The organism is Streptomyces roseirectus, from assembly GCF_014489635.1.
In the GTDB taxonomy this organism is placed as follows: domain Bacteria; phylum Actinomycetota; class Actinomycetes; order Streptomycetales; family Streptomycetaceae; genus Streptomyces; species Streptomyces roseirectus.
This window is the reverse complement of record NZ_CP060828.1, coordinates 3676675-3691048: the sequence shown is the minus strand read 5'-3', so window position 1 is coordinate 3691048 and position 14374 is coordinate 3676675. Positions and strand designations below refer to the sequence as shown.

Sequence of the window (14374 nt, the reverse complement as noted above, 5' to 3'; positions counted from 1 at the left end):
GGAGTGAGAGTAAAGGTGCCTTGGCGCTTTCCGCCACGCTATGCCCGATACCGGAGGGTCAGGCGCGCGGACAGCACTCAGGCGTGCACGCCCGGAACGGTACCGGGGGTGCACGCCTGAGTCGCGGCGGGCTACTGGTTGTGGATGACCATCGTCTTGGCCGCCTTGTCGTGCCAGCCCTGCTGGCGGCCCGACTTGTCCCAGAACGGGGACAGGTAGACGAGGAGCTGGCCGATGCCGCAGGCGAAGCTGCCGACGATCGGGATGATCCAGCGGATGAACGACGAGCCGAGACCGGGCTTCTGACCCGTTTCGACGTTGACGACGCGCAGGCCGAGGGCGAGCTTGCCGAGGGTCGCGCCCTTGAGGCCGACCATCAGCCACTCGTAGAGGAGGCTGACGATGCCGAGGACGGCGAGGACCGCGCCGAACTTGGAGGCGAAGTCGTTCGCGGCGCCGTCCATGCAGGCGTTGTAGACGGCTGTGGAGGCGTTCGGGTCGCAGTCCTGCATCGAGCTGATGCTGCCCGCGACGCCGGCTATCGCGAAGGCGGTGTAGAGGACGCCGATGATGACGCCGTCGATCAGGCGCGCGGCGAAGCGGCGGCCCATGGACGCGACCTGGGGGCCGGTGCCGTAGCCCTGCGGGTAGCCGCCGCCGGGGGCCTGCGGGTAGCTCGGGTAGGCGCCGGGCTGCGGGGGCTGCTGCTGCGCGTACGGGTCCTGCGGGTAGCCGTAGCCCTGCTGCGGGTACCCCGGTTGCTGCGGCTGGCCGTACCCGGGCTGCGGCTGTCCGTAGCCGCCGGGCTGCGGCTGCGGGGGCTGCTGGCCGTAGGGGTTGCCGGGCGGCGGCGCGCCGAAACTCATGGCTGGATTCCTCCGTTGGTGTGCGCGGGGACGAAGCGGACAGAGCGGAGGAATGTCAATTCTTGAGCGGTTTGCCCCCCGACCGGACCGCAAATCTGCGGTTTTCATCGTTGATCGATCGGTCAGTTCTTGTCCAGCCCGATTCGCCGGGTGTTGTGCAAGTGCAACATCCACCCGGGGTGTGACCGGATTGGAACCCGGGCCCCGTCATCCGCGAGGATGGCCGCATGACCGCCCAGATCCTCGATGGCAAGGCCACCGCGGCCGAGATCAAGTCGGACCTCACCGCACGTGTGGCGGCGCTGAGAGAGCGGGGCGTCACGCCCGGCCTCGGAACCGTCCTCGTCGGGGACGACCCCGGCAGCCGCAAGTACGTCGCCGGCAAGCACCGGGACTGCGCGGAGGTCGGGATCGCCTCCATCGAACGCGAGTTGTCCGCGACGGCCACGCAGGACGACGTCGAGAAGGTCGTCCGCGAACTCAACGAGGACCCCGCCTGCACGGGCTACATCGTCCAACTCCCGCTGCCCGCGGGCCTCGACGAGAACCGCGTCCTCGGGCTGATGGACCCCGCGAAGGACGCGGACGGCCTCCACCCCGTGAACCTCGGCCGCCTCGTCCTCGGCGAACCCGCGCCCCTGCCCTGCACCCCCAACGGCATCCTCACCCTCCTGCGCCGCCACGGCGTGGAGATCGCCGGCGCCCACGTCGTGGTCGTCGGCCGAGGCGTCACCATCGGCCGCCCCATGCCCCTCCTCCTCACCCGCCGCACCGAGAACGCGACGGTCACCCAGTGCCACACCGGCACCCACGATCTCCCCTCCCACCTCCGCCGCGCCGACATCATCATCGCGGCAGCGGGCTCCCCTCACTTGATCCGAGCGGAAGACGTCAAACCAGGCGCCGCAGTCCTGGACGTAGGCGTCTCCCGAGGCCCCGACGGCAAAATCCTCGGCGACGTCCACCCGGACGTCCGCGAAGTCGCCGCCTGGCTCTCCCCCAACCCCGGCGGCGTCGGCCCCATGACCCGCGCCCAGTTGCTGGTGAACGTGGTGGAGGCGGCTGAGCGGGGGGTTGGGTGAGGTGAGCGGGGGTGAACGGCGGGCGGCGGCTTCGGGGGGAACCCCGGTGGGGCGGGACGGCGTCCTCGGGCAGGAGACTGGGGAGCGGCCGACAGTGCGGCAGGGCGACATCGAGCGAGGTGAGGGGACTGTGGGCGAAGAGGTAGTGCGGCGTAGTCGGAGGTTTCCGCGGATCACGCGGGACACGGCTCGGCCGGAGGGGAGTGGGAGGGCGGTCGCGGGGGCGCGGTCGGTGCAGGCGAGGCAGTGGCCGATGTTGGCTGTGTTGGGCACTGTGGGGGTGGGGTTGTTGGTTACGGCGTTCGATCAGTTTCGGGTGGGGAGCATTCTTGTGGGGGTGGCGTTGATCGGGGGGGCCGCTATGCGGTGGGTCATGCCTGATGTGGGGATGCTCGCCGTGCGGTCCCGGTTCACCGACATCGTCACGTACGGGGTGTTGGGGGTCGTCATCGTGTTGCTCGCGTTGATGGCGCAGCCCGATCCGCTGCTTCAGATCCCCTTCCTCAAGGACACCCTCCACTTCACCGTGCAGACGTGAGGCGGAAACCGGACTGGCACCACCTCTTCCCCCAGGGGACGTCAATGGCTCCCGCACAAGGTACGGGAGCCATTGAGGTACATCCCGGGGTGTCCCCGGCGTACCGCTGTCCACGGAGTCCCTGCGTGAATAAGTGACTGAGAGCGGCGCTCAGATGCCGGGGCCGGTCGGGGTGGTGAGCCGGTCGTGGATCTGTTCGCGGAGGTCGCGGCCGGGTGCGGTGGTGGTGAAGGGTTCGGCTTCGCGGTAGAGCTCGCCGAGGCGGTCGGTGACGCGCCGGGAGTGGACGGCGCCCAGGAGCTGGAGACAGCGGGCGGTTTCCTCGGCGGCTGCGTCGGGGTTGCTGCCGGCGAGATGGGTGCGGGCGAGGCCGAGGTGGTCGAAGGCTTTGCTGCGGCGGCGGTGTTCGGGGCGGGCGTCGAGGGCCTGCTGGACGAGGTCGGCGGAGCGGCGGACGTGGCGGGTGCGGGCGGTGCCGTCGAGGTGGCGGGCGGCGATCTGGTGGGCCATGCCCAGGGTCGCCTGGAGTTCGGGGAGGTCGAAGAAGGCCATGTAGGGGGCCTCGGCGGTGGGCTGGACGCGCTCGTAGGCGTCCAGGGCGCGGGCGGCGGCGGCTTCGCTGTCGGCGGTGTTCCCGGTGATCGCGTGGAAGCGGGCTTCGAGGGCGGCGAGCATGGAGGCTGCGGCGGGGGTGAGGTCGCGGCGTGCGCCGTACTGGGCGAGTGCGACGAGGTCGAGGGCGTCGTCGACGTGTCCGAGGTGGGACATCTGGCGGGCCATGCACTGGAGGATGTGGGCGCCGATGCGTTTGTCGCCGGCCTCGGCGGCGGCGCGCAGGGCGGAGACGAAGGTGCGCTGGGCGGCGGTGTGGCGGCCGGCGTCGAAAGTCATCCAGCCGGCGACGCTCGCGAGGTCGGCGGCGGCGGAGAACAGTTCGCGTCCCACCGCCTCGGTGTAGGTGCTGGTCTTCAGCAGGGTGAGGACGGTGTCGGTCTGGGCGAGGACGGCGGAGCGGGACAGGACGCCGCCGTGCCGGTTGTCGAGGTCGCGGAACGCGGTGGTGATCTGGCGGATGCCGTCGACCTCGGACATGCCGATGCGGTGGCCGGGCCGGGCGGTGTCGGCGTCGTCGGGCTGTGACAGGAGCCATTCCTGCAAGGGGGCCAGGAGGTCGTTGCTGGTGAGGACGTCGGCGGCATCGGGGCCGGTGCGGGTGTCGGGCAGCATCAGTTCGCTCCGGATGATCTGGCTGAGGGAGGTGAGGGCGCCCGTACGGGTCCACGGGCTCCGGATACCGGTGGGGCCTGTCTCTCCGGGCAGACCGACGTCGGCGAGGGTGAGGTCGGTGCCGGTCGCGCCGCTGAGGACGTCGGCCAGCAGGCGGGGCACGGGGTCACGGGGCACGGTGCCCTTCAGCCAGGCCCGGACGCGGCTCTCGTCGGTGGCGATCCCGGTGATGCCCTGGGCGGCGGCGCGTTCGGTGATCAGGCGGGCCAGCCGGTTGTTGCCCATGTGTGCCCGGCTCATCCAGTAGGCCAGGCGGGTGTTCGGCTGCCGGTCGAGCGGGGGCCTGCCCATGGCTGTGCCCTTCTGTGCCTGGCGGCGGGCCTTCCAGGCTATCGGCCGGTTCGTCAACTCGCCCGTGCCTGATGGTAGTTCGCCGTAAAGCGCCGGGCCGGGCGCAGGGTGCGGTGTCGCGTCGAGCACCGCTGTTCACCGCACCCCACCGGGCTACCGCGCAGGCGTTCGGGGCGGTGTGCTGTGAGGGCGCCGGAGACACCGGCCGCGGAAGGAGAACACGCCATGGAGCACATCCTCATCGTCTTCCCCGTGCTGTACGCGGAGGACGCCGACGTGGTGACGCTCGGCGAGCGTGAGAACGGTGCCCGCGAGGCGGACGTCGCCTACTACAACTGACCGCTCCTTCTCCGGGGCGGGTCCCCGTGGACCACTCCCGCACCACCGGCCGGCGCCGCCCCGGTGCCAGCCGTCCCCGTAACAGGAAGGACACCCCGTCATGAACGCGAACACGAACCCGGGCACGAGCGCGGTGGTCTCGATCGAGGCCGTGCCGGTGCCGGTGCTGTCGTCGGCCGACGTCGACGAGGTCACCCTCGGCCGGCAGACCTTCAACGACTCCGACAAGTCGAACTACTTCGAGGGCTGACCGGCTGAACACCCTGGGGCGGCGCGGTGTCACACCGTGCCGCCCCAGGCATGTCCGCGACCGACGAAAAGAATGAGGGGACGGAATGACGACGGTGTGGCTGGCCGGGGGCACGGTGGAGGCTCCGGCGGGAGCGGTGCGGACGTCGGGGGTGTGGCATCCGCCCGGTGCCGTACTGCGGGTGGTGGAGCGCGGGGCGGTGACCGCGGTGGTGGCCGGGATGTGCCGGGGCGGCGACGACGCGATCGCCCGCACGGCTGAGGCGGTCGCCGGGGGCCGGTACGGCGAGGTCTGTGCGCTGGGCGGTTCGTACTGGATGGCCGTCCACGACGCCGTCCGGGGACGGACGGTCGTCTCGGGGGACCTCGCGGGCATGCGGCCCCTGTTCACGGCGCAGAACGGGCGGGGCATGGTGTGGGCGACGGACGCCGAGCTGCTGGCCGCGCAACTCGGCCGGGGCCCGGACCTGGACCTGCTCGCGGCCACGGTCGCGGCGGGTTCGGCGTCGCACTGGCCGCACCGCTCGGTGTGGACCGGCGTCGACCGGGTGCCCGGCGGGTACGCCCTGGTCCTGGAGGACGGCGTCGCGCGCACAGTCGACGTACGGCCCCGCCCGGACGGGCGGAGCATGGAGAGTGGTGCCCCGGAGGCGGGGGCCGCGCTGTGGACGGCCGTACAGGACTACGCCGGCACAGCCGGTCCCAGGGTGAGCGCGGACCTGTCGGGCGGCCTGGACTCCTCGACGGTCGTCATCGCCGCCTCGGCCGTCACCCCGGTCGTGGCCGTCACCTACGGCGGCCCCCTCGCCGACGGCGAGGACACCCGCCTGGCCCGGCAGGTCGCCGCCTACACGGGGGCCGAACACCACGTCAGCGCGGGCGGGGCGGCGAGCGCGCACTACACGGGATGGCCGCGCGCGGTGCCCCACGCGCCGGTCCTGACGGTCGCCTCCAGCGCGCTGGACGCCGACTACCTCCCGCCCGCACGCGGTGTCTCGCCCGTGCACCTGACGGGACACGGCGGGGACGTGGTGCTGGAGTCGTCGACGGCCGCGTGGATCTCCCTCGCGCAGAACGGACGAACCCGGCAGGCGAAGGCGGCGGTCGCCGAGCGGGCCCGCCGGGTGAACACCGCGCCCGGCCCGCTGTGGCGGGCGGTGAAGGAGGCAGCCCGGCGCGGGCGGCCCTACGCCCTGGAGCGGGCGGCGGAGGCTGTCGCGGCCGGGCAGGCGTACGGGGACGGGCCCGGGGTGTGGACGTGGTGCCCCATCGGGGCGCCCGCCCGCTGGCTCACCGGCCACGGGCGGCGGACAGTTGCCGCGATGCTCGACGCCTCCGGGCGGACGGTGGGTGACGTCGACGCCGGGGAATGGGAGGACTGGGCCGCACTGCGCTACAACGGCGGCGCCCTGCACGACAGCGCACCGCTGTACGCCGAGCACGGGATCGTCCCGGTGACCCCGTTCCTGGACAACGAGGTCGTCGCCGCGTGCCTGCGCATCGGGGCCGGCGAACGCCGCCGCCCCGGCCGCTACAAGCCGCTGCTCGCGCTGGCCCGCCCCGACCTGCCGGGATGGCTGGCCGGACGGCAGTCGAAGGGCAACTTCACGCCGCTGCTGTACGAGGGGCTGCGCGCGCACCGCCGGGAGCTGCACGCCGTGGTGGACGCGAGCGCGCTGACCGCGGCGGGCCTCATGGACGCCGACGCGGTCCACGCGGCGCTGGACGCGGCGGTCGAGGGCGTCGGACGGCCGCCGCTCGGTGCCCTGGAGAGTTTCCTGATCACCTCCTGGTGGCTGTCGCGGATCACCGTCCCGGCAGGGAGTGCGCGGTGATGCGGGTACCACCCGGTGTCCACCGGGCCGACCTCGGCGAGGGCTGCGTGGCCGTCCTGCACGCGCCGAGCGGCCGGTGGCAGTGGATGAACACCGCCACCGAACGGATCTGGTCGGCCGCGCTCGCCGGGACTCTGCCCCAGGTGGCGCAGGAACTGCGGGCGGAGGGGATGGGAGGCGACGTCGAGGCGGTCGTCGCCCAGACCGTCGAGCGCCTGACGCAGGCGGGGCTGCTCACGGACGCGGAGAGCGGATCGCCGGTGCTGCCGCCGCCGATGCCCCCGGCAACCTCACCGGCCGAACCGTGCACGCGGCCCGGCCGCCTGGTGCGGGTGCTGGCCGCTCCCGCCCTCGTGCTCGCGCTCGCGCTGATGCGGTTGCCGCTGCGGGCGCGGATGCGGCTGCTCGGCCTCCTGCACCGCCTCCCGCCGGCCCCGCCCGCCGTGGCCGCCGAGGCGGTGGCCGCCGTCTCGGCCGTGCGCCCGCCCTGGTGGCCGGGCCGGATCGCGTGCATGGAGGTGTCGCTGGCCGCCGTCCTCACCATGGCCTTGCGCGGGCGTCGGGCGCACTGGGTGATCGGGGCGCGGCGTCTGCCGAACGAGGCGCACGCCTGGGTGTGGACCCCGGCCGGCGCGCTCGGCCTGTCCGGACGCGATGCCGACGACCCCCGCCGCCCGTGGACCGCCGTCGCCGCCGCACCCCCCATCCCCCCGCAGGATGAACGGAACTGACCGGAGTTGACCGCCAGTGCCGTCTGCCTGCCCGCCTGTGACAGCGGATCAGGAAACGGCGTGCGCGGCGGCGGGCAGGGCCTCTAAACCGGACGGGTGACAGAGCCCCTGCCCGCCGCCGTCGGCCCCGCGCCAGTCATGCGGCTTGCCGACGACCAACCCGCCTCCCTGGGCCTGGCCGCCACCGCGCGCCGCCTGCCCGCCGTCCTGGCCCGCACCCTGCGCCTGGCCTGGCACGCGGACCGCCGCGCCCTGACCACCATGCTCGCCGCCCAGACGGCCGCCGCCGCCCTGGCCGCACTTGCCCTCACCGCCACCACGGCCCTGATCGGCGCGGCCCTGGACGCGGCCGGCGCCTACGACCGCCACGAACCCCTCGGCCCCCTCCTGCGCGACGCGGCAGCCCCGGCGGCCTGGGTCGCGGGCGCGCTCGCCGCCGCAGCCCTCGCCGACACCGCGGCCCGCGCCGCCGCCGCCCGCCTCAGCCCCCGCGTGTTCCGGGAGGCCGATCTGCGCGTCCTGGACGCCGCCGCCCGCGTCGAGCTGATCGCCTACGAACACCCCGGCTTCGAGGACCGCCTGGAAGCGGCGGGCAAGGGCGCCGAGTCAGCCCGCGACCTCGTCCTCGACGTCCAGAGCGGCATCTCCGTCCTCGCGCAGCTCACCGCCGTCACCGCCGTCGTCGCCGTCCTCGACCCGCTCCTCGTCGCCCTCCTGCTGCTGACCGCCGTCCCCCGCGCGTACGCCTCGCTGCGGGCCGCGCGCCTGGAACACGCGGCGGTCACCGCCGCCCGCTCCGACAGCCGCCTGCGCGCGACCCTGCGCGGCTACAGCACCGACCGCAACACCGCCGCCGAGATCCGCTCAGCCCGCATGGGCCCCTTCCTGTCCGCCCGCTACCGCCAGGTCTCCGACCGCCTCGAAACCGAAGCGGTCACGGCCGCGCTGCGCGGCCTGCGCGTCCAGCTCGCCGGCGACACCCTCTCCGCCCTCACCCTCCTCGCCGCGTTCGCCGCCCTCACCCTCCTCGTCACCACCGGCCGTCTCGAACCCGCAGCCGCCGGCACCGCGCTGTTCGCGCTGCGCACCGCGACCGCCGCCCTCACCACCCTCACCCGCGCCGCCGCCCGTATCTTCCGCACCGGCCTGCACCTCGACGACTGGTCTGCCTTCCTCGACGAAGCCGCCCAGCACCGCACCCACCGAGGCACCCGCCCCCTGCCTCCCGAAGGCCCCACCGTCATCAGCGCCCGCAACCTCACCTTCACCTACCCCGGCAGCGACCGCCCCGCCGTCGACCAGGTCGACCTCGACCTCAAACGCGGCGAGATCGTCGCCGTCGTCGGAGAGAACGGCTCCGGCAAGACCACCCTCGTCCACCTCCTCACCGGCCTCTACCTCCCCGACACCGGCACCGTCACCTGGGACGGCACCCCCCTGGCCGACGCCGCCCCCGCCGACGTGTGGCGGCACGTCGCCATGACTCCCCAGGACTACACCCGCTGGCCCCTGACCGCCCGCGAGAACATCACCCTCGGCACCCCCCACCCCCTGGGCGACACCGCCATCCACGACGCCGCCGCAGCCGCAGGCGCCGACCACGTCCTCGACCGCCTCCCTCACGGACTCGACACCTCCCTCGCCCGCTCCTGGTGGGGCGGACACGACCTCTCCGGAGGCCAGTGGCAGCGCATCGCCCTCGCCCGCTCCTTCCATGCCGACGCCGCCGTCCACATCCTCGACGAACCCACCGCCGCCCTCGACGCCCGCGCCGAACACCAGGTCTTCAACGCCTTCCGCCTCCTGGCCACCGGACGCACCGCCCTCGTCATCACCCACCGCCTCGCCAACACCCGCACAGCCGACCGCATCATCGTCATGCGGGACGGAAAGATCACCGAAACCGGCACCTACCAGGAACTCCTCAACCAGGACTCCTTGTTCGCCGAGCTCCACCGTCTCCAGGAAGGCCCTGGAACCTGATCTGGCGCCAGATCTCCGCCGGGACCACCGCCCACGCGAACATCACCCTCGGCGGCGGGTGTGTGGTCCCTCAGTCCAACTCCCGCATCCCCCGCGCCTTCCTCCACTCCCGCTGGCGGTCGCGTTCCGCTTCCAGCATGGCCTGCATGCGGAAGATGTCCGGTACGCCCTCGGGGAGTTCAACGGGGGCGTCGTCGTTCTCCTCCCACAGGCCCTCTTCCTTCAGCTGGCGGACCTGGACGTCGATGGGGGGTTCGGGGTCGTAGTCGGAGGGGCGGGAGCCTTCCGGGCCGTCGGGGCCCATGCGGACGATGCGTTCGACGCGGGTGACGCGGTAGCGGATGTCGTCCACCAGCAGGACGTCCGCTCGGGTTTCGTCCAGGTGGTCCGCTCGGGCTGCCCAGGCCGCCTTCGTTTCGTCGTCCAGGCCGAGGCTCCAGGGGCCCGTCACCCGGAGGTACATCGCGAGGGAGTCGCGGGCGCCCTGGGGGGTGGAGTAGGACGACTCGGGGTGGAAGGTCGTCCAACGGCCGTGCTGGCGTTGGGAGATGATGAAGACCGGGGGGAGGAGAACTCCGCCGGGGTAGTTGATCTGGGCCGCTTCCGATTCCGCCCGCATCTCGGGGGGCGCGTCGGCGGAGGGGACGCCGATGAGGCTCAGCAGCTCGACCTTGAGGAGCCCGTCGGAGAGCCCGGTGGACGTGTAGGAGTCGATGACGTGGCCGACGTCGTCCCCCGCGAGTTTGTCCGCGATGCCGACGTCCGGGATGTCCTTGTCGGACGGGCGGGGCGGCTCGGGCCCGGCCTGCCCCATGCGGATGAACCGCCCTGTGCGAGCGATCCGGAACCGCTGCCCGAGCACGCGGACCTCGTCGACGGCCTCCCGGTCCATCCGTTTCGCCGCCGCCATCCACTTGCGGCGCAGTTTCTCGTCCCCGGCCTCTTCCGCCTCTTTCGCGAGGCCCCGGAAGTGGCTGCCGAGGGAGTCGCGGGCGCCCTGGGGCGTGCCGGCGCCGCAGGTCAGGATCTCCCAGCCGCCGGTCTCGCACTCACGGGTGGGGAAGAACTGCGGCAGCCCCAGCCCCATGACCTCCGGATACCGCTTCATCGCCGCCGTCGCCTCCTGCTCCGCGAACGCCGCGAGGGGGCCGTCCTGCGGGGTGATCCGGAAGGTGAGGTAGGAGGGCGCACTGTCCCGAAAATCGCGCATGCGTCTACGGTGCCCGAGCGGGCCGCGCCGCAGACCTGCATGATCGAGGCGGCCCGAAAACGACAGCCCCCGGGTGCCGTTACGGTCACCCAGGGGCCGAGGTTCGATCAGAACTGATCAGAACAGGCTGAGCCTCAGATCAGGCCGAGCGCACGCACCGCCTCGCGCTCCTCCTCCAGCTCCTTCACCGACGCGTCGATCCGCGCCCGCGAGAACTCGTTGATCTCCAGGCCCTGGACGATCTCGTACACGCCGTCCTTCGCGGTCACCGGGAACGAGGAGATCAGGCCCTCCGGCACGCCGTACGAACCGTCCGACGGGATACCCATGGAGACCCAGTCGCCCTCGGCGGTGCCGTTGACCCACGTGTGGATGTGGTCGATCGCGGCGTTCGCGGCGGACGCGGCGGAGGACGCGCCACGGGCCTCGATGATGGCCGCGCCGCGCTTGGCGACGGTCGGGATGAAGTCCTCGGCGAGCCACTTCTCGTCGTTGACGACCTCGGCCGCGTTCTTGCCCGCGACCGTCGCGTGGAAGATGTCCGGGTACTGCGTCGCCGAGTGGTTGCCCCAGATCGTCAGCCGCTTGATGTCCGCGACCGTCGTCCCCGTCTTCTTCGCGAGCTGCGTCAGCGCGCGGTTGTGGTCGAGGCGCGTCATCGCGGTGAAGCGCTCCGCCGGGACGTCCGGGGCGGCGGCCTGGGCGATCAGCGCGTTCGTGTTCGCCGGGTTACCGACGACCAGGACCTTGACGTCGTCCGCCGCGTGGTCGTTGATCGCCTTGCCCTGCGGCTTGAAGATGCCGCCGTTGGCCGAGAGGAGGTCACCGCGCTCCATGCCGGCCGTGCGGGGGCGGGCGCCGACCAGGAGGGCGACGTTCGTGCCGTCGAAGGCGACGTTCGGGTCGTCCGAGATGTCGATGCCCTGGAGCAGCGGGAACGCGCAGTCGTCCAGCTCCATGGCGGTGCCCTCGGCGGCCTTCAGCGCCGGGGTGATCTCCAGGAGGCGGAGCTTGACCGGCACGTCCGCGCCGAGCAGCTGGCCGGAGGCGATGCGGAAGAGCAGGGCGTAACCGATCTGGCCGGCCGCGCCGGTGACGGTGACGTTCACGGGAGTGCGGGTCATGGCGTTCTCCGTATGACAGCTGGCGGTGGGGCGTCCCTGCCCCGGGGTTTTGATCGATCTCTCGGCATCAAGAGAATCCGCGGTCAGGCTATCGCGCATCCGGGATGCCGGACGCGCGGGGTTGTGTGGCCCAGCCCACAGATCTTGGGACGGGGTGAGGTGGGGGTGTTTCACGGGGCGCACGGCAGACAGCGACCGCCGGTCCGGGAGAGGAGTGACCGGCGGTCGCCAGGACGGGCTGTTCGGCCGGGCGAGCCGAACTCCCGTGGGGTTGCTGTTCGCGTGCCCCGGAGTGGGGCGGGCAAACGCGGGTTCTCCGGAACTGTTCCTCGCGGCTTCGGAGTACGGCACGCGGCCCTGGCTACGCCGTGCGGCCCCGGAGTACGACGTGCGGCCCTTGGCTACGGCGTGCGGCCCCGGGCCATGGCGTGCGGCCCCCGGCTGTGGCGTGCCGCCCGGCACCATGGCGTTGCGGCCCGGATTACTGCGTGCAGCCCCGCTCCCCCGACGCCAGTACCGCGCACGCCCTCGCGTCCCGGGCCGCCCGGACGGCCACCATCGGCGTGTACGCGTCCGTGTCCCCCGCGACGGTGACGTCCCCGCGCTGCCGGTCGCGTCCCGCGCTCACCTGGACGGTGTCCCCCGGGCCCGCCCGGAGGATCCGGCCCCATGCCGCCGCGCACGTCCTGCTGTACCGCACCTCGACGACCGTGCCGGCGACGGTCGTCCGCTCGGCCGTCGTCGCGAGGGGGCCTCCGCAGCCCATCGTCTCCGCGTCCTCGCCGGTGCAGGTGGTGCCGGCGCACTTCACGCCCGGTGGGAGGGGGGTACGCGAATCGGTCGACGGGGAGGGGGAGTTGGTGGCGGCGGCCGGGGTGGTCGTGGGGCCGGTGTCTGTCAGGAGGAAGGCGGTGGTGGCGAGGGCGAGGGTGGCTGCGGTGGCGGCGGCGAAGGTGAGCCAGCGGCGGGGGCCACCTTCAGCGCGGCCTTCAGCGCCGGGTTCGGTGGGAGTGGACGGGGCGGGTGGGGGCGGTGTGGCGGGGTTGCCGGGGATCGCGGGTGAACTCGCCTCGGTGGCGCCCGCGTTGGAGGTGCCCGCGTTGGTGGCGTCCCTCGCCTTCGACGGCCCCCTGTACCCCGCCAGCCCCCACGAGTTGCCCTCCGTCGGGCCGCCCACCTCTCTCACCGGCAACGTCGTGAGGGGGGCGCGGAGTTGGGTGGTCGTGCGGTCGGTGGGGGCCGGTTCCGGGTGGTGCCAGGACTGTTCGGCCAGCTCCCAGAGGGTCGTGAGGTGGACCGGAGACGTGCCGGTGGCCTCCGCGAGCGCGTCGACGGCGCGGCGGGGGGCGAGGAGACGGCCGTCCAGGAAGCGTTCCCAGGAGGTCCGGCTGTACCCCGTGCGCTCCGCCAGCGCCGTCAGACTCAGTCCACTGCGGTCCACCGAACGCCTCATATGGACGACGAACTCGGCCGCACGCGCGTCGAGTTCGTCCGGCAGAGCGCTCCAACGAGGCATCGCGTCCCCCAGTGGCAGTCCGTCCCGTTCAGTATTTCGTACGGGCGCTCCCTCAGTTGGCTTTGACGGCTCCGAGGAAAGTCGACCACGCGGCGTCGCCGAAGACGAGGGTGCCTCGCGCGGGGGCCTTGCTGTCGCGGACGGGGATCAACGCGGGGATGTGGTCGGCGACTTCGAGGCATTCACCGCCGGTGGTGTTGCTGTGCGTGGACTTCCGCCAGGTGATGGCGGTTTCCAGGCACGCTCCGCCATCGGGGTTGCTGTAGCTCGACTTGCGCCAATTCGCCTTGCTCAGATCAGCGTTCCGCATGGGCGCTCCCTCAGTTGGCTTTGACGGCTCCGAGGAAAGTCGACCACGCGGCGTCGCCGAAGACGAGGGTGCCTCGCGCGGGGGCCTTGCTGTCGCGGACGGGGACCAACGCCGGGATGTGGTCGGCGACTTCGAGGCATTCGCCGCCATCGGGGTTGCTGTAGCTGGACTTGCGCCAGGTGACGTGGCTCAGGTCGATGGCTCGCACGGGAGTTCCTCCAACAGACGCATGATGAATTTGCGCGACTCGGCCGGGGAAAGCGCCAGGTCACGCATCGCATCGTACTTGCGTTGCAATTCCTCGACCCGGGCGTTGTCCTCGATCAGTTCACCTCGTGTGGCGTTCTCGGTCCATGCGACCGTGGTCCCGTTCGCCAGCCGCATGAACATCACGTTGGTGTTCACCAGCCCGTGCAACCCCGCGCTGTGCGGCAGCACTTGAATGGTGACGCCCGGCTGGTCGCAGGCTTCCAGCAGCGACTCCAACTGCCGTCGCCACGCTGCCGGGTCGCTCAGCGGCGTGCGGAGCGACGCTTCGGAGAGGACCGCCCGGAACGGTGGTGCGTCATCGCCCTCCAGCACCTTCCGTCGGCTGGTACGCGCCTCGACCTGCTGGTCCAGTTCATCGCCCTTGAGGCCGCCCACGGCAAGGATCTCGCGTGCGTACTCCGGGGTCTGGAGCAGGCCCGGCAGGATGCTGACGCCGAAGTGCCATAGGCACAGCGCCTCGCCCTCCAGCTTCATGTACCGCCGGTACTGTTGCCGGAACTGACTCACGTCCGCGTTCGCCAGCTCCCACAACGCCAGCAACAGACCCGGCGTCTTATACAGCGCGTCCAGTGCCTCGGCCACTTCCGGCCCGCCCAGCACATGGCCGTTCTCGATCTTGTTCAGCATCGTCGAGTCGTAGCCCAGTCGCTGGCCCAACTACACGAGCGTCAACTTGTGGGCGAGGCGCAGCTTCTTCACCTCCTCCGCGTACCGTGCGCGTGGGTTCTGGCTCCGGCCTGAGA

General features: G+C 72.3%; 14 protein-coding genes. 6 read left to right on the top strand and 8 right to left on the bottom strand.

The genetic code is table 11. The features are described 5' to 3' along the window. Positions 1 to 131: 131 nt before the first annotated feature. Positions 132 to 866 (bottom strand): RDD family protein, encoded by a 735-nt coding sequence (locus tag IAG44_RS15330; protein ID WP_187747677.1) that lies wholly within the window; start codon positions 864 to 866, stop codon positions 132 to 134. 227 nt (positions 867 to 1093) lie between these two features. Here IAG44_RS15330 and IAG44_RS15325 point away from each other — a divergent pair, with 227 nt between their 5' ends. After that, a complete protein-coding gene (locus tag IAG44_RS15325; RefSeq protein WP_187747676.1) occupies positions 1094 to 1948 on the top strand; it encodes a bifunctional methylenetetrahydrofolate dehydrogenase/methenyltetrahydrofolate cyclohydrolase in 855 nt (284 codons plus the stop codon). A 94-nt stretch (positions 1949 to 2042) separates the two neighbouring features. Continuing rightward, a complete protein-coding gene (locus tag IAG44_RS15320; protein WP_246564003.1) occupies positions 2043 to 2486 on the top strand; it encodes a DUF3017 domain-containing protein in 444 nt (147 codons plus the stop codon). A gap of 150 nt (positions 2487 to 2636) precedes the next feature. Here the strand turns inward: IAG44_RS15320 and IAG44_RS15315 are convergent, their stop codons facing one another. Next, the gene (locus tag IAG44_RS15315) at positions 2637 to 4064 is read right to left on the bottom strand and encodes an NsdA family TPR-like regulatory protein (protein ID WP_246561739.1); all 1428 of its coding nucleotides are present in this window, start codon (positions 4062 to 4064) and stop codon (positions 2637 to 2639) included. A 439-nt stretch (positions 4065 to 4503) separates the two neighbouring features. Between IAG44_RS15315 and IAG44_RS15310 the strand changes: the two genes are divergently transcribed. The 4 genes from IAG44_RS15310 to IAG44_RS15295 all read left to right on the top strand — a co-directional run bounded on the left by IAG44_RS15310 (position 4504) and on the right by IAG44_RS15295 (position 9201). After that, positions 4504 to 4653 (top strand): hypothetical protein, encoded by a 150-nt coding sequence (locus IAG44_RS15310; protein ID WP_187747675.1) that lies wholly within the window; start codon positions 4504 to 4506, stop codon positions 4651 to 4653. An 85-nt stretch (positions 4654 to 4738) separates the two neighbouring features. After that, entirely contained in the window at positions 4739 to 6487 is a 1749-nt protein-coding gene (locus IAG44_RS15305) for an asparagine synthase-related protein (RefSeq protein ID WP_187747674.1), read from the top strand. Then, complete coding sequence (locus tag IAG44_RS15300; protein WP_246561738.1) at positions 6487 to 7218, top strand: lasso peptide biosynthesis B2 protein; 732 nt, start codon at positions 6487 to 6489, stop codon at positions 7216 to 7218. The genes IAG44_RS15305 and IAG44_RS15300 overlap by 1 nt, the downstream gene beginning before the upstream one ends. Positions 7219 to 7314: 96 nt before the next feature. Beyond that, entirely contained in the window at positions 7315 to 9201 is a 1887-nt protein-coding gene (locus IAG44_RS15295; protein ID WP_246561737.1) for an ATP-binding cassette domain-containing protein, read from the top strand. 70 nt (positions 9202 to 9271) lie between these two features. On the opposite strand, the gene IAG44_RS15290 is transcribed toward IAG44_RS15295, so the two are convergent. The 6 genes from IAG44_RS15290 to IAG44_RS15265 form a co-directional block, all read right to left on the bottom strand. After that, positions 9272 to 10411 carry a DUF5954 family protein gene (locus tag IAG44_RS15290; protein WP_187747673.1) on the bottom strand — a complete coding sequence of 380 codons (1140 nt, stop codon included), beginning with the start codon at positions 10409 to 10411 and terminating at the stop codon, positions 9272 to 9274. A gap of 134 nt (positions 10412 to 10545) precedes the next feature. After that, positions 10546 to 11535, bottom strand: coding sequence for a malate dehydrogenase (locus IAG44_RS15285; RefSeq protein ID WP_187747672.1), 990 nt, complete (start codon positions 11533 to 11535; stop codon positions 10546 to 10548). A gap of 481 nt (positions 11536 to 12016) precedes the next feature. Then, positions 12017 to 13051 (bottom strand): helix-turn-helix domain-containing protein, encoded by a 1035-nt coding sequence (locus IAG44_RS15280; protein ID WP_246561736.1) that lies wholly within the window; start codon positions 13049 to 13051, stop codon positions 12017 to 12019. 52 nt (positions 13052 to 13103) lie between these two features. After that, positions 13104 to 13361 (bottom strand): DUF397 domain-containing protein, encoded by a 258-nt coding sequence (locus tag IAG44_RS15275; protein ID WP_187747671.1) that lies wholly within the window; start codon positions 13359 to 13361, stop codon positions 13104 to 13106. A gap of 10 nt (positions 13362 to 13371) precedes the next feature. Beyond that, positions 13372 to 13569, bottom strand: a complete 198-nt coding sequence (locus tag IAG44_RS15270; protein ID WP_187747670.1) for a DUF397 domain-containing protein — start codon at positions 13567 to 13569, stop codon at positions 13372 to 13374. Beyond that, complete coding sequence (locus IAG44_RS15265) at positions 13551 to 14288, bottom strand: DUF5753 domain-containing protein (protein WP_246561735.1); 738 nt, start codon at positions 14286 to 14288, stop codon at positions 13551 to 13553. Before IAG44_RS15265 ends, IAG44_RS15270 begins: the two co-directional genes overlap by 19 nt. Positions 14289 to 14374 lie beyond the last annotated feature (86 nt).